The sequence below is a fragment of the Paenibacillus sp. VT-400 genome (genome assembly GCF_001029205.1).
Classification (GTDB): domain Bacteria; phylum Bacillota; class Bacilli; order Paenibacillales; family Paenibacillaceae; genus Paenibacillus; species Paenibacillus amylolyticus.
On sequence record NZ_LELF01000047.1, the window covers coordinates 75,864 to 92,172 of the forward strand.

Annotated in this window: 14 protein-coding genes; 1 reads left to right on the plus strand and 13 read right to left on the minus strand. The window is 46.5% G+C overall.

The annotated features are described in order from the left end of the window. Positions 1–167 precede the first annotated feature (167 nt). The 6 genes from argF to argC form a co-directional block, all read right to left on the minus strand. The gene (gene argF / locus EL84_RS02875) at positions 168–1,133 is read right to left on the minus strand and encodes an ornithine carbamoyltransferase (protein WP_047840650.1); all 966 of its coding nucleotides are present in this window, start codon (positions 1,131–1,133) and stop codon (positions 168–170) included. Positions 1,134–1,332: 199 nt separating this feature from the next. Then, positions 1,333–2,586 (minus strand): aspartate aminotransferase family protein, encoded by a 1,254-nt coding sequence (locus tag EL84_RS02880; RefSeq protein WP_047840651.1) that lies wholly within the window; start codon positions 2,584–2,586, stop codon positions 1,333–1,335. A 368-nt stretch (positions 2,587–2,954) separates the two neighbouring features. Further along, positions 2,955–3,794 (minus strand): acetylglutamate kinase, encoded by an 840-nt coding sequence (gene argB, locus EL84_RS02885; RefSeq protein ID WP_047840652.1) that lies wholly within the window; start codon positions 3,792–3,794, stop codon positions 2,955–2,957. Between the two features lie 44 nt (positions 3,795–3,838). Continuing rightward, on the minus strand, positions 3,839–4,021 hold the full coding sequence (locus tag EL84_RS02890) for a hypothetical protein (RefSeq protein ID WP_047840653.1): 183 nt from the start codon (positions 4,019–4,021) through the stop codon (positions 3,839–3,841). A gap of 93 nt (positions 4,022–4,114) precedes the next feature. Beyond that, positions 4,115–5,353 carry a bifunctional glutamate N-acetyltransferase/amino-acid acetyltransferase ArgJ gene (gene argJ, locus EL84_RS02895; RefSeq protein ID WP_047840654.1) on the minus strand — a complete coding sequence of 413 codons (1,239 nt, stop codon included), beginning with the start codon at positions 5,351–5,353 and terminating at the stop codon, positions 4,115–4,117. 132 nt (positions 5,354–5,485) lie between these two features. Then, positions 5,486–6,535 carry an N-acetyl-gamma-glutamyl-phosphate reductase gene (gene argC / locus EL84_RS02900; protein WP_047840655.1) on the minus strand — a complete coding sequence of 350 codons (1,050 nt, stop codon included), beginning with the start codon at positions 6,533–6,535 and terminating at the stop codon, positions 5,486–5,488. A 330-nt stretch (positions 6,536–6,865) separates the two neighbouring features. Between argC and cls the strand changes: the two genes are divergently transcribed. Further along, a complete protein-coding gene (gene cls, locus EL84_RS02905; RefSeq protein WP_047840656.1) occupies positions 6,866–8,314 on the plus strand; it encodes a cardiolipin synthase in 1,449 nt (482 codons plus the stop codon). A gap of 132 nt (positions 8,315–8,446) precedes the next feature. Here the strand turns inward: cls and EL84_RS02910 are convergent, their stop codons facing one another. From EL84_RS02910 to fliS, 7 genes are all read right to left on the minus strand, one after another. Next, positions 8,447–9,355: a YitT family protein gene (locus EL84_RS02910; protein ID WP_036612451.1), complete on the minus strand. Its 909-nt coding sequence runs from the start codon at positions 9,353–9,355 to the stop codon at positions 8,447–8,449. 132 nt (positions 9,356–9,487) lie between these two features. Next, positions 9,488–10,601, minus strand: a protein-coding gene (prfB, locus tag EL84_RS02915) for a peptide chain release factor 2 (protein ID WP_152682954.1) whose coding sequence is annotated in 2 segments (ribosomal slippage) — positions 9,488–10,528 and positions 10,530–10,601 — 1,113 coding nt in all. Because the reading frame shifts where the segments join, the coding sequence is not laid out codon by codon here. 242 nt (positions 10,602–10,843) lie between these two features. Beyond that, a complete protein-coding gene (gene secA, locus EL84_RS02920; RefSeq protein WP_047840658.1) occupies positions 10,844–13,348 on the minus strand; it encodes a preprotein translocase subunit SecA in 2,505 nt (834 codons plus the stop codon). A gap of 786 nt (positions 13,349–14,134) precedes the next feature. Continuing rightward, entirely contained in the window at positions 14,135–14,698 is a 564-nt protein-coding gene (gene hpf / locus EL84_RS02925) for a ribosome hibernation-promoting factor, HPF/YfiA family (protein WP_047840659.1), read from the minus strand. Between the two features lie 421 nt (positions 14,699–15,119). Beyond that, positions 15,120–15,317, minus strand: a complete 198-nt coding sequence (locus EL84_RS02930; protein ID WP_024631599.1) for a cold shock domain-containing protein — start codon at positions 15,315–15,317, stop codon at positions 15,120–15,122. 248 nt (positions 15,318–15,565) lie between these two features. Continuing rightward, complete coding sequence (locus EL84_RS02935; RefSeq protein WP_047840660.1) at positions 15,566–15,922, minus strand: hypothetical protein; 357 nt, start codon at positions 15,920–15,922, stop codon at positions 15,566–15,568. Beyond that, a complete protein-coding gene (gene fliS, locus EL84_RS02940) occupies positions 15,915–16,301 on the minus strand; it encodes a flagellar export chaperone FliS (protein WP_047840661.1) in 387 nt (128 codons plus the stop codon). Before fliS ends, EL84_RS02935 begins: the two co-directional genes overlap by 8 nt. Positions 16,302–16,309: the final 8 nt, after the last annotated feature.

Below are 16,309 nucleotides of genomic sequence, written 5' to 3' on the forward strand. Positions count from 1 at the left end.
GCTTTCTTTCAGAAAGCTTTCAGGTGCACGCTTCGCTTCTTCAGGCTTTTTCTGTCTCTCCGTGTTTGTGTATGCTTCTTATTTAATTAACTTTTTAAAGTACATTATAGATGAATCTATCATCGCGAAATCTGCGCCTAAAATCAACCCATAAAGGCAAATAGCATCTATTCGCTCATTAATGCAGCCATTAATGCTTTCTGTGCATGCAAGCGATTCTCCGCCTGATCAAAGATCAGAGAGTTCGGTCCGTCAATTACACCGGCACTCACTTCTTCGCCGCGGTGTGCTGGCAGACAATGCAAGAACATGTAATCCGGCTTCGCGCCTTTCATCAGTTCCTCGTCCACTTGATATGCGGCAAATGCCTGCTCACGAATCTTCTGCTCTTCCTCAAAGCCCATGCTCGCCCATACATCCGTATACACGATATCTGCATCTTTGGCTGCTTCCTGTGCACTGTACGTTACAGTCACTTCAGAACCGCTCTCCTGTGCGATAATGCGTGCCTGCTCCACAACTGCACTATCCGGCTCATAACCTTCTGGCGTTGCTACAGCAACATGCATTCCCATCTTCGCTGCACCGAGCATCAGGGAGTGCGCCATGTTGTTGCCATCTCCGATGTAGGCCATTTTCAGACCTGCCAGCTTGCCTTTGTGCTCCAGCACCGTTTGGAAGTCTGCCAGTACCTGACAAGGATGCGCCGCATCGCTCAGGCCGTTAATGACCGGAACATCCGCATGCTCTGCCAGTTCAGTTACATTATGGTGTCCAAAGGTACGGATCATGATGCCGTCCAGGTAACGGGACAATACTTTGGCTGTATCATGTGTTGTTTCCCCGCGACCCAGCTGGATATCATTTTTGCTCAGGAAGAGCGCGTGTCCGCCCAATTGGAACATACCCACTTCAAAGGATACACGCGTACGTGTGGATGATTTTTCAAAAATAAGTCCGATCGTTTTGCCTTTCAACGGTTGAAAAGGTACACCGCTTTTTTGCTTGCCTTTAATCTCAATCGCGAGATCAAGCAGATAACGAATCTCCTCGGCCGTGTAGTCCGTGAATTCGATAAAATCTCGGCCTCTCAGATCAATCTTCTGAATCTTTTCCGTCTGTTGTGCTGTCATGTATAATGTCCTCCTTATTTCCGGTTCCCTGCACCCGCATGGGCAGAAGAGAGAGCAACATTGACACTTTGTCTTGGTGCTTCTCAAGTTTATTCTTTTCCGCCTTCTGCAAGTTCACCGCGCGGCTACAGGGATTCATCATCTCGTTCTGCTTCGAGGCCGGTAATGGCCCCGAGACAGAAAGGTTCTCATTTTTATGTTAGGCTTTCGCCGCTACGTGCTCTTCGATCAATGTGGCTACCAAGGATACCGCCTCGTCGATCTCTTCTTTGCTCACATACAGGTTCGGAAGCAAACGAATCACATTCGGTCCTGCAGAGACAAACAAGATACCGCGTTTTTGCCCAGCAAGTACAATATCACCTACCGGCTCAGCACATTCAATGCCGACCAACAATCCCAAGCCACGAACTTCCTTCACAAAGGAATTACCCGCCAAACGATTCCGCAGGGAGCTCATCAGGTATTCACCCATCTCTGCTGCACGCTCTGGCAAACGATCTTCCAGCATCGTTTCAATTGTTGCAATCACAACGGATGAAGCTAGTGGTGTTCCACCAAATGTTGTCGCATGGCTACCTGGCGTGAATGCATCCCGCAGGAAACCTTTACCCAGCATTGCGCCTACAGGGAAACCACTGCCGATACCTTTGGCAACGGTGAACACGTCTGGCTCAATGCCATAATGTTCGTGTGCGAATAGTTTGCCTGTACGTCCCATTCCGGTCTGTACTTCATCAACAATGAGCAACAATCCGTGCTCGTCACACAATTTCCGTACATGTTTGACGAATTCCGGTTCAACCGGATATACACCACCCTCGGCCTGAACCATTTCCAGCATAATAGCTGCTGTGTTAGGTCCAATTGCCGTTTCAAGGGCAGGGATATCATGCAAAGGTACAGTTACAAATCCGGCTGGCAATGGCAAAAATCCTTCTTTCACCTTATCCTGTCCGGTTGCTGTCAGTGTAGCAAGTGTCCGTCCATGGAAGGACTGGGCAAAGGTGATCACTTCATAGCGATCTGTGCCTTTCACCTTTTGGTGATAACGACGTGCAACTTTGATAGCTGCTTCATTCGCTTCGGCACCACTGTTGCAGAAGAACACTGCATCAGCGCACGTATTGGCTGTCAGCAATGCTGCTGCTTTCTCCTGGCCTGGAATCTGGAACAGGTTGGATACATGCCACAGCTCATTAATCTGAGCTTTCAGCTTGGCTCCAACTTTCTCCGGTGCATGGCCCAGGCTAGTTACAGCGAGTCCGCACATGAAATCGAGATAGCGGTTCCCCTGATCGTCCCATAACCAGCTGCCTTTACCTTTGACCAGACTGATTGGATAACGTGCATACGTTTGGAAAAGCGAGCTTTCCGTCTGTGCCGCTGCACCTGTTGCTGTTGCGCCCGCTACCGCTGTGCCAGAACCTGGCTGTTCGTTGCCTTTTGCCATGACCATATCACTCCTTATTGGTGGTACAACGGCAATTATATAAGAGCTCTTATTTACACTAGATCACTCCGATTGCGGAACCATCTTCCGAACGTATGCATACTCCACTTCGATGACAGAACAACCTTCCGATCGCTGTTATCCCTGGATTTTTTTTATTCCCCTTCAATGGGGAAAATCCTGTGATAAAGGCGCACGCTCCGCTTCTTCAGGTTATTTCTGTCCTCTCCGTTATGCATTTTTATTCTTCAGATTGGTTCTGCACCCTACGTTATTGTGAGTGTAATATTAGATTTCTTATATAAAAAAGCCATGCACATATTTTTTTATTTAAATAAGACTATTAAGACCCTAGCGTATCGAGCAAATTATTGCATACGGATTATTCTTGTTCCGATGATTTCTCCGCCGAGCACTCGGCTCAGGATCTGGGGTTCGCTGCCGTCTACGATGACGACCTCACGTACTTTGCCATGGATACATGCGATAGCTGCACGTACTTTGGGAATCATGCCGCCATAGATTTCTCCGGTCTGGATCATGTCCTCAATCTCTTGTACAGATACGGATGGCAGTACTTTTTTCTCACCGCCTACGTTCTTCATGATGCCTGGAACGTCGGTCACGACAATCATCCGACTTACTCCGAGATGAGACGCCACTGCACCCGCAGCTGTATCTGCATTTATGTTATAGCGTTGTCCAGTTGCATCTACGCCAACTGGTGCGATAACTGGCATGTAACCCATGTTCACGATGCCTTGGATAATCTCTGCGTTCACACCAGTGACATCGCCTACCCAACCGATCTCTGCGTGGTTCGATACGGGCTTCGCCTGAATGAGACCCCCGTCCACGCCGGACAAGCCTAGTGCACGACCGCCCACACGCTGAATCAGGCGCACGATCTGTTTGTTGATACTGCCCGCAAGCACCATCTCCACTACGTCCAGCACAGGTTCAGTCGTTTTGCGCAGGCCATTAACGAATTCGGTTTCGATACCAAGCTTCGCCAGATTATCCGAGATCGCAGGACCTCCGCCATGCACGATTACCGGCTGCGTGCCCTGAGACTGCAGATCACGCAGATCCGCAAAGAAAGACTCGGGCAATGCTGCCAGCGTGCTGCCTCCACATTTCATGACAAACATCTGTTTCTCTGTGCTCGCTTCCGTTGCGGTACTCTCGTTTGGCATTGTTGAATTCATGAGGGCAAGCTCCTTTCGTTCAAATATTCTAAAAGGCTTAACACTTAATTGATGCGATATTCGGTGGCAGACCGTTCCGAATCCGGATCGTTCTTTTGATCGCTGTTGTCTCCAGGTTTTTTGATTCCCTTTTTAAAGGGGAAACCCGGAGACAAAGGCGAACGCTTCGCTTCTACAGAATCGATTCCGTCTTCTCCACTGCCTTCGCCAGTTATCTCAAAGACCAAATAAAGTTCAATCCTTATAGATTTTCTATATATTTACGAAACAGCTTCTCATAGGGAAGCTGTTAGCTTCAATAGAATAAATGCTAAGTCTTATTACGTACGGTATGCTGCGTTAATTCGGACGTAGTCATACGTCAGGTCGCAGCCCCAGGCTGTTGCTATTCCTTCGCCGTGGTGCAGATCCACCACAATGCGAACTGTATCGGTCTGCAAATACGCTAATGCTGCTTCTTCGTCAAACACGACTGGGCGGGACTGCGCAAGTACCGAGATATCTCCCAAACGGATATCTACGGTATCCGGGTTCACCGGCTGTCCTGCACGCCCTACGGCTGCAATAATCCGTCCCCAGTTAGCGTCAGCGCCGAACATGGCTGATTTCACAAGACTCGAACCGATGACAGTTTTAGCGATTGCTTGCGCGGACTCATCACTTACTGCTCCTGTAACTTCTACCTCGACCAGTTTGGTTGCTCCTTCGCCATCGCGAGCAATGGCTTTGGCCAAAACTTGGCATACATAGGTGAAGCCGGCTGCAAAAGCGTCCCAATCTGGATGCTCTGTGGTCAGCTCTTCATTGCCTGCATATCCACTGGACATTGCTACCAGCATGTCGTTTGTACTTGTATCCCCATCAACGGTAATCATGTTAAATGTATGATTGGTTGCCTGGCGCAGCAGGCGCTGCAACGCTTCTGCACCAATGACCGCGTCAGAGGTCATGAAAGCGAGCATTGTCGCCATATTCGGATGAATCATACCCGAGCCTTTGGCGGCTCCCGCAATCGTAACCGTCTTGCCGTTAACTATAACGGAGACGCAAGCTTCCTTTTTCACCAAATCCGTTGTCAGAATCGCTTGTGAAAATTGCTCCGCCTCATTCGACTCCTTGCCCATATGCGCTGGAAGTCCGGTGACGCCTGAATGTACAGCATCCATCTTGAGCAATTCACCAATGACACCTGTGGATGCCACAGCCACGTCCTCTTCTGCCACACCCAACTCACGCGCAGCCGCCGAACGCATCGCATAAGCATCTTCTTCACCTTGTTGCCCTGTACATGCATTGGCGTTGCCGCTGTTAACGATAACAGCCTGAAGGCGTCCGTTGCTCAAGCTTTCGCGCGTTACTTTGAGTGGTGCGGCCTGAAACACATTCGTTGTGTATACAGCAGCAGCTGTAGCCGGTACATCACAGCGGATCGCTCCGATGTCATTGCGAGATGTCTTTTTCAATCCGCAGTGAAGTCCACCAGCAGTGAATCCCCCAGGGGTTACAATTGTTCCGTTCTCAACCACGGTAAATTTCTGTTGCTCCACATTCGTTCCCATATCATATCCCCCGTATGCGTTCAGCTATATGCCGATGATCCGCCTGCTTAACCCTGATCCGATCTCCCTAAGTTAACTCCAAGAATGCACTCTTACGTCCATTGTTCCAATGCTCTTCTTGAATTCCATCTCTTATGGATATACCGGTGTCATGTTCAGCCCGAGGTTCTCCTCCCATCCCATCATCAGGTTCATATTTTGAATCGCTTGCCCGGAAGCACCCTTCACCAGGTTGTCGATGACCGAAATAATCGTTAAACGCCCTGTGCGAGGATCCACCGCAAATCCGATATCACAATAGTTGGATCCGTACACTTCTTTGGTAGAAGGCCAGATGCCCGGTTCACGTACACGTACGAAAGGTCGGTTCTCATAATATTTGCGGTACAAATCCACGATCTCCCGGTCGCTGTGTTCCCCAACGAGGTTTGCATACATCGTACTCATAATTCCACGTGTCATTGGCACCAGATGTGTTGTGAAGGTAACTGTAACAGGCGTTCCCGTTATATTGCCAAGCACTTGTTCGATCTCGGGAATATGTTGATGTTTATTCAGTTTATAGGCTTTGAGATTCTCGTTCATCTCTGCATAATGGTACGACAGATGGGTTCCACGTCCTGCACCGGATACGCCCGATTTGGCATCAATAATAATAGTTGAAGGATCAATCCAGCCTGCCTCTACTGCAGGGATCAGTCCAAGAAGTGTAGCCGTTGGATAACAACCTGGGTTGGATATAAAATTCTGCCCCTTCACTTCTTCGCCATACACCTCAGCCATGCCGTATACCGCTTGTTCCAGCAAATCAGCTGGAGGCGCCTGATGTTTGTACCACTCTTCGTACACTGTTCCATCCTTAAGTCTGAAATCGCCAGACAGGTCAATCACCTTAAGTCCTGCTGCCAGCAGGCTTGGTACGAGCTTAGCACTTACGCCGGACGGGGTCGCTGTGAATACCAGATCCGCACGACTCGCAATTTCAGCCGGATCTACACCGTCGAGTGGCCTGTGAATCACGCCCGTCAAATGCGGAAATCCATCTGCGATGGACTCACCACTGCTCGATGATGAGATCACCGATGTGATTTCAACCAGCGGATGGTTCTGGAAAAAACGAATCAGCTCCACCCCGCCGTAGCCGGTGGAACCGACGATTGCTACTTTTAATTTGTTATTCACTCTCGCTCCCCCAATCTCGATGTATGCGCTACTTGTGCTATGTCCTTGCCTGAAGGATACTTGAACACAGCAATTCCGTCGCTTATATGCATATTTGTGTATTATTATACGACTCTGGTTATATAAATACAACACTCTATCATCAATTTCACATGGATTTTCATCCAATCCGAACATATCTTTTTTTCTCATCCGGGACGAATAGGTATACATCTGTTAAAATACGTATTAGTAGGAAACATTACAATCAGGGTCTCATTCATAACTAACCTGCTACCAAGGACATATGAATAGATTCATGATGGTCATTATGAGACGTGGGGGACTATAGTGCATATCGAATCCATTTTACTTATTGTACTCCTTGGCCTGAATATTATTTTTGCGGCAGCAGTCGTTTTCTTCGAACGGAAGGATGCCAGCGCTTCATGGGCTTGGCTGCTCGTCTTGAACTTTATTCCGGTGTTTGGGTTTGTACTTTATCTTTTAACCGGTCAGAACCTGACCCGATACCGGCTTTTCCAGTGGAAAGAACGTAAGAAGCTCGGGCTAGAGGAACGTATTGAAGCCCAGCTCACGCAGTTGCACGATAACCGCACACCTTTCCGCAACCAAGCAACCGAGACTAGCCAGGACATGATCTATATGAACCTGAAGCAGAACGGTGCTCTGGTGACGGAAGATAATGCGGTCGAGATCATTACGGATGGAACAGATAAATTCCAGCGGCTCTTGGATGACATCGAAGCGGCTCAGGATCACGTGCACGTACAATACTACATTTATAGAGGCGACCGTCTGGGCAAAAGAATTCGGGATGCACTCATCCGCAAAGCGCGTGAAGGCATCAAAGTTCGTTTGCTGTATGACGCGCTCGGATCGCGGCGGGTATCCAAACGCTTTTTCAAAGAATTGCGCGAAGCAGGCGGTTTGGTTGAAGTCTTTTTCCCCTCCAAATTCAGTCTGATCAACTTGCGTATGAACTACCGGAACCACCGTAAGATTGTCATCATCGATGGTAACCTTGGGTACACAGGCGGGTTTAACGTTGGAGATGAGTATCTCGGCTTGAACTCCAAATTCGGTTACTGGCGTGACACACATCTGCGTATTCAAGGGAATGCCGTTCATGCGCTGCAGACCCGTTTTCTCCTGGATTGGAATGAAGCGTCCAAACAACACGACACACCTTATGTTCCGGCGCATTTCCCTCATATCGAGGGTACAGGAAAGATTGCCATGCAGATTGTCTCCAGTGGACCGGATGCAGAGACTGAACATATCAAGAACAGTTACCTCAAGATGATTAATGGGGCCAAACAATCGATTCTGATTCAAACGCCTTATTTTATCCCGGATGCCAGTGTATTCGAAGCTATTCGTCTCGCGTGTCTGTCCGGTATAGATGTTCGCATTATGATTCCAAATAAACCCGACCACGCCTTTGTATATTGGGCTACGCTATCTTATATTGGTGAGTTGTTGAAGGTGGGCGCCAAAGTATTTATATATGATAATGGCTTCATTCATGCCAAAACACTTATCATTGACAGTTTGGTTGCATCCGTGGGAACCGCCAATATTGACTACCGCAGTTTCCGGTTGAACTTTGAGGTTAATGCTTTTATGTACGATGAAGCGATTGCGACAGCACTTGTACAAACCTTTGAGCACGACCTGCATGTATCGCGAGAAATGACGCTCGATGAATACCAAAAACGTAGTCTCATTATCCGCTTCAAAGAAGCCATTTCCCGTCTGCTATCTCCGATTTTGTAGCGGTCAATATTTATAGTAAAAAAACAGGCACATCCTCTCCCGTCATTTTGGAGAAAGATGTACCTGTTTTTTCTTGTCTTGAACTTCCAAACTTATGAGCATACGCGGCTCACTCACTAGTTTTCAACCCGTTCACACATGTTCTCCCCGCTTAAAGCCTTCGCCGAGCACTTCGTGCGCGTTACTGATAATGACAAATGCTCCCGGGTCCACAGACCGGATCAACGCTTTAAGTCTTGGTACCTCATTTTGCCCAACCACGACCATCAGTACTGTTCGTTGATCATCGGTGTAACCACCTTTGGCTTCCAGCTTTGTTAATCCGCGATCCAAGTCATCCAGAATCACTTTGCTAATCGCTTCGGTCTGGTTGGAGATAATATAAGCCACCTTGGAAAAGCCCAGCCCCATCTCAACAGCATCGATCACTTTACCAGTAACATACAACCCAATCAGCGCATAGAGGGACTGCTCCAACGACAATACAAAAGCAGCCATAATAATAACCGTAGCATCCATGATGACTACACACAGCGAGTAACTCAATCCACTGTATTTCTGTACGATTCTGGCAAGAATGCTCATGCCACCTGTTGATCCTCTACCTCGGTATACAATTCCAATCCCTAAACCAACACCAATCCCACCATACAGTGAACCAAGTAGCGGATTCGTTGTTGGAATGGCCCAATCCTTCGTGAGATAAACTAACAGTGGCAGGACAATACTGCCCAATACCGAGCGAACACCATACTGCTTGCCAATGAGCAGGAAACCCGCAATCAAAAGTGGGATATTAATTGCCCATTGGGTATATGCCGGCTCCCAATTAAGCCATTCCTTGCCCAGAATTGATAACCCGGACACCCCACCCGAAGCGATCTGATTTGGTAATAAAAATAAATTAAAGGCCACTGCAATTAAAAACGAACCTACAATGATAGATACCGTATCCACGACGTTTCTCCATGGACCATTGAGTGGAATGAGGCTAGTTATCCTCTTTTTGCGATTATTGTGAAGTTGTGATCGTTGTTGCATGTTCTCGTGCTCTCCTTTTATGTGACTGATCAGTTGTTCGCTCATTTTTTCTATCCTATAAAATTATTCAAAAAAAAGCTCCCGTATACACCAGCATACGCCTACACGTATGGGTCCATACAGGAACTTATATTAATCGGTTTCTACTTTAATCTGGCTACGCAAATAACCATCGATGAATGCATCGAGGTCGCCGTCCATTACTGCCCCTGTATTTCCAGTCTCTACGCTTGTACGGTGATCCTTTACCATACTATAGGGATGGAACACATAGGAGCGAATCTGGCTACCCCATGAAATATCCGACTGATCTCCTCGGATTTCATCCAGCTGTTGTTTTTGCTCTTCAATTTTACGCTCATACAATTTCGAACGAAGCATCTTCATCGCCCGCTCACGGTTCTTGATCTGTGAACGTTCATTCTGACACGTTACAACTACACCTGTCGGAAGGTGGGTAATCCGCACGGCTGAGTCGGTGGTATTGATATGCTGTCCACCCGCGCCACTCGCACGGTAGGTATCAATCTTGAGATCCTCTGTTCGAATGTCCAATTCAATCGTATCATCAATCTCAGGAACCACATCACATGATACGAAGGACGTATGTCTACGGCCCGATGAGTCAAAAGGAGAGATCCGCACCAGTCGGTGTACACCCTTCTCGGCTTTCAGATAACCATAAGCATTGTGCCCCTTGATCGATAGCGTGACGCTCTTGATCCCCGCCTCATCTCCTGGCAGATAATCCAGCACCTCAACCTTGAAGCCACGCTTCTCGGACCAACGTGTGTACATCCGCAGTAACATTTGTCCCCAGTCCTGTGACTCGGTACCACCTGCGCCCGGATGAAGCTCTAGAATGGCATCCATCTTATCATACGGCTGGTTCATGAGCAGCTGAAGTTCGAACTCTGCCACCTTGCTCACGATCGCTGTGACGCTTCTACCGATCTCTGCAGCGAGGTCTTCGTCGCCTTCCTCGTCAGCCAGTTCTACCATCATCACCGCATCATCATAGTCCTGTTGGAGTTTGGTGTATTGATCCACAGATCCCTTCACCGCATTTAGCTCAGCGATTACGGATTGCGCCTTGTCACTATCATCCCAGAAATCCGGAGCAGACATCTTCACTTCGAAGTTGCCGATCATCTCTTGCTTCAGATCTAAGTCAAAGAGACCCCCTAAGGTTGGTTAGTTTCTTGCCTATTTCACGCAGGTCATGCTTCACGTTTGGATCGATCATGTGCAATTCCTCTTTTCATTAAGATAAGCTCCCCGCATCCAGGGCATTCCTCCAGATCAAGTATCCGATGCGTTACCCTGGTGTTGAGACTACTGTTGTATCAGTATATCTCTTCCCCGTGATCATGGTCATATTATTATAACTATGCACCATTAATCGGTTTTGCATCCTTCACTTCATCCTATGGAATACCCGGCTGCAAGGAGCCATTCATGTCATTCGTGTATAAATGAACCCTTTAACTACTCTTGACCGTGGCAGTGTTTGAACTTCTTGCCACTACCGCATGGGCATGGATCGTTACGTCCGATTTGGTCAGAAACCTTCACTGGACGTTTCTCAGCAGGTTCACCACTTGTCGAGATCTGACTTTCCTCAACAACCGCTTGACGCTCCTGATTGCTCTCGATCTGTGCTCTCATCACATAAGTCGCTACTTCTTCTTGAATCGAAGCGATCATCTGATGGAACATCTCGAAGCCTTCGAACTGGTACTCACGCAGTGGATCTGTACCGCCGTAGGCACGAAGGTGGATACCTTGACGCAATTGATCCATTGCATCAATATGATCCATCCACTTGCTGTCTACTGCACGGAGCACAACCACTTTCTCGAACTCACGAACCATCTCTTCGCCAATTCGCTCTTCACGTGCATTGTACTTGTTCTGAACTTTCGTGAACAGGAACTCGATGATCTCTTCTGCTTCCTTACCCCACAGATCATCTTTAGTTATGGAACCATCGTCCAGCAATTTGCTGTTCATGTAATCAGCAACTTCCTGAAGCTCCCAGTTTTCCGGGATATCGTCACTACAATGTGCTTCAACGATACGTTCAATGGAAGGCTTGATCATATCCATAACGATTTGTTTGATATTTTCGGACTCCAGTACCTCGCGGCGCTGTTTATATATAATTTCACGTTGTTGGTTCATTACATCATCATATTGGAGAACGACTTTACGCACGTCAAAGTTGTTACCTTCAACACGCTTCTGCGCTGATTCTACTGCACGGGTAATCATCCGGCTCTCGATCGGTTGGTCTTCTTCAAAACCAAGACGCTCCATCATGTTCAATACATTGTCTGCACCGAAACGTCTCATCAATTCATCACCCAGTGACAGGTAGAATTGTGTTGAACCCGGGTCACCTTGACGTCCCGCACGGCCACGTAGCTGATTATCAATCCGGCGTGATTCGTGACGCTCTGTACCGATGATATGAAGGCCGCCTACTTCAGCTACACCATCACCCAAGATAATATCTGTACCCCGTCCTGCCATGTTGGTTGCAATCGTTACTGCACCCGCTTGACCAGCTCCTGAGATGATCTCAGCTTCTTCCGCGTGGTACTTGGCGTTCAGTACCTGGTGTTTGACACCACGGCGTTTAAGCATGTCAGACAGGCGTTCAGAGTTCTCAATGGACACTGTACCTACCAGAATCGGTTGATTCTTACTGTGGCGTGCCACGATCTCTTCTACAACGGCATTGAACTTGCCATCGATGCTCTTGTACACGACATCTGCCATGTCATCCCGCTTGTTTGGGCGGTTGGTTGGAATTTGCAGTACTTCGAGACCGTAGATTTTTTTAAACTCTTCTTCCTCGGTTTTCGCTGTACCCGTCATACCCGCAAGTTTACGGTACATCCGGAAATAGTTCTGGAAGGTAATCGTAGCAAGCGTCATGCTCTCGTTTTGTACTTCAATGCCTTCTTTGGCTTCAATCGCTTGGTGCAATCCATCACTGTAACGACGTCCAGACATCAGACGACCTGTGAATTCATCGACGATCATAACTTCTTCATCACTGACCACATAATCCACGTCACGACGCATGATTGCATTTGCTTTCAAGCCCTGTACAATGTGATGGTTGAGAGTTACATTGGCATGATCATACAAGTTCTCGATACCAAATGCTTTTTCTGCTTTTGCCACGCCCGCCTCAGTCAACGCTACGGATTTCACCTTAATGTCTACCGTAAAGTCTTCTTCCGGCACCAAACGTTTCACAAAACGATCTGCTGCATAGTACATATCCGTCGACTTCTGAGCTTGTCCAGAGATAATGAGTGGCGTACGCGCCTCATCGACCAGGATGGAGTCTACTTCATCAATGATACAGAAGAACAATGGACGTTGTACCATTTGCTCTTTGTACAGCACCATGTTGTCACGCAGATAGTCAAAACCAAACTCATTGTTCGTTCCGTACGTAATATCACATGCATACGCATGTTGTTTCAAAGCATGGTCCATACCGCTCAGGTTAACCCCTACCGACATGCCCATGAATTCATAGATTTGTCCCATTTCCTGGCTATCCCGTTGTGCCAAATAGTCATTGACCGTGACCACGTGTACACCTTTGGACATCAACGCATTCAGATATACCGGAAGTGTTCCTACCAGCGTTTTACCTTCACCCGTTTTCATCTCGGAAATACGGCCTTCATGCAGAGCGATACCGCCCAGCATCTGTACATCGTAGTGACGTTTGCCCAGTACACGGCGTGATGCCTCACGTACGGTTGCAAATGCCTCTGGAAGAAGCTCATCTGTTGTTTCTCCCTTTTCAATACGAGCACGGTATTCGTCCGTTTTACCTTTCAGTTGTTCATCAGACAACGCCTGAAATTGTGGTTCCAGTTTATTGATCACATCGACCGTCTTCATCAGACGTTTAACATCACGTTCATTCATGTCGCCGAAGATCTTTTTGACAAGTCCTAGCATGGTATACCCCTTTCGTGCAAAACAGAATAGACCCCCTGTTGCCGCCATGCGACACCATCGGATGGATGTTGTATCCACTTGCCCGGGGGTGACAAACAATATAATAAGTAATATGGATGAATCAACTTCAGGCTTGCCAAGGGTTCCTCATGAAGCTAATTCGGTATTCAAACGGATTCGGTTATTAAAAACTAGCCGAAGCCCGAGCCTTGCGAATCATGTTCATGGTGCTGTGCCTGTCATTGATTGTGATTAGCGATCATTCGTTGACAATTCCTCATCAGGACAATGATTCTCTTTGCATAAATTGTAACAGTTTGTAAGGGCCGCCGCAACACGCCACGGCACACTTCTTTGAACTTATGAGACATATCAAATGGAGTTTAAGTGCAAAAAATCATAGTCGTTAGCGGAAGCGTCCGATTGTCATGTTTCGTTTTGCAGGCTAGACAGCTCTGTCAACGAATTTTGATGGTAAATTTGGATGGAAATCTCATATCCAGTTCTCGAATGTAGGCGTACGAATATTTTCGTAAACATCCGAATCTGGTGATAAACTTGTACCAATTATGATTATTCTTACTATCTATTAGACGCAGCAGCATAGGGAATAGTTTCACCATTTTATTTCCAAAGGTTATTTCCCAGCTCCTCTACGCACAAAAGAGCCCCATCCCTAAGGGATGGAAGCTCTTGTTAAGTCTAATCCAGGAAACTACAGTCCCTGTCTTCATTATTATTAGATATTCATATGCAAGTTCGATCCGATGATCCTGTACGTTAAGATTAACCTTGTTCGATCAATCCGTACTTACCATCGTTCCGTTTGTAAACAACGCTAACTTCTTCACTGTCAATGTTGGAGAATACGAAGAAATTGTGACCAACCATGTTCATTTGGAGGATGGCCTCTTCCACGTCCATTGGTTTCAACATAAAGCGTTTCGTCCGTACAACTTCCAGATCATCGTCATCCGTGTCCGCATCCAGTTCAGCTGTAGCTACAGTACCTGTTGGATCTTCAACGAAGAGTGTCTTCAGGCTGCCTTCCTGGCGGAACTTACGGTTAATTTTTGTTTTGTGTTTGCGGATCTGACGTTCCAGCTTGTCCACCACGGAGTCAATCGATGCGTACATATCGTCGCTCTCATCCTCGGCGCGGAGCACAATGCCTTTCAAAGGGATCGTCACCTCTACCGTATGCAAACCTCTCGTCGTGCTCAATGTAACAGCACCGTCAGAGTTAAGGGGTGCATCGAAATACTTCTCGAGTCTACTCAACTTTTTGTCGACATAATCCTTCAAAGCATCAGTAACCTCGATTTGTTGACCTCGAATACTTAAATTCATAGGGCACTCCTCCTTTTTCCTTTGCCACTTCATTATAACACGAATGTAAGCGCCATGTAAAAACTCCCGGTGACCGAATAATGACATCTGTTCAAGCCACATCTGCCAACGTAGGCATAACGCCATATTTCGCGATATTTCATCATATTCAGCCATAATCGAATATTTACTTGGTATGAATTATTAGGCGCTTGATGATGTATTTAACCGTTTTTGGGCCAGCTCAATCTAATATGTAAAATGAACTTCAATCTATCTTTTAAATCTATTAAATTCAATAGAAAAATGTTCCTCGGATGATTCTCAAATCTCTCATCTATTGAAACAAAAAAAGACCCCGGAAAGTACCGGAGTCTGATGCTAGCGATAATTCAATTTGGTAACCATCTAACCATATATGTAGGTCGGATTGTCCGGATGATTATAATTTGATTACGTTAGCTGCTTGCGGTCCACGCGCGCCTTCGACGATGTCGAATTCTACGGATTGACCTTCTTCCAAAGTTTTGAATCCTTCGGATTGAATTGCGGAGAAATGTACGAATACGTCGCCGCCATCTTCAGTCTCAATGAAACCGTAACCTTTTTCTGCGTTGAACCATTTTACTTTACCTTGCATGCACTAACATTCCCTTCGTCATCAAATGAAGTGAAGCTTTCGGCCTTAACCTCTGCCCACAATTCAGATAATACCATCCAAAGTTATCCATTGTCAATTGGAAAAGTAAATGTTTTCTTGGAATTTTTTGTAGATTAATTGGGGTTTGTGTTGAAAGGTGGGATATCCTGAATATATCAGGTAATTGGAGGGTTGGTAAGTGCAGAAAAACCAGTACTGCAAAGAGCAATACTGGTTTCGACATTAGTTTACTTCCGTTTATCCATCAAATAACTATCTACTGCGTAGTTGTTCTCGTACACGCTCCGCTGAGATCTTGCTGCACTTCGCTGAGTCAGCCACTGTTGCGCCTCATTTTTAAGAAATAACATGTGACCCTGTATTCTTTGGTCATAACCCAGAATACGCTTCAGCTCATGTTGTTGCTCGCTATCCATCTCTTGAACATCCAGAACCTTTTGCAGTTGTCCCACCAATACCTGTCTTTCTTTAACGAAATTTTCGGTCTCATCAGAACTTTTTGTTTCCAATTCTAGCATAAAACTATGTGTAAGATCCGAAAGTTCACTTAAAACCGTATCTATGGCTGCATGGTTACTATTCATTCATTGATGTCCCTATATATTGCTTATTGGCGACGACCCAGGTTTCACGAAGTTCCTGCAAGTAGTTCAATGCCTCTAATGCAGGTTGTGTCTCTTTTTTAATATTGGATTGAATTAGCAAGTGATTCATATATTCATACATTGAGAACAAATTTTTAGATACAGGATACGAGTGATCCAAGGTAGACATCAGTTCACTAATTATTGTTTGGGCTTTCCCCAAATTGACGTTAGCCTTCATGTGGTCCTTGCTTGAAATACCCTCTAGACCAACCTTCACAAATCGGATGGCACCATCATATAGCATAATAACCAACTGACCAGGCGTAGAGGTTTGTACCGAGGATTGTTTGTATTTCTCATAAGGAGATGTAATCATATGGAATT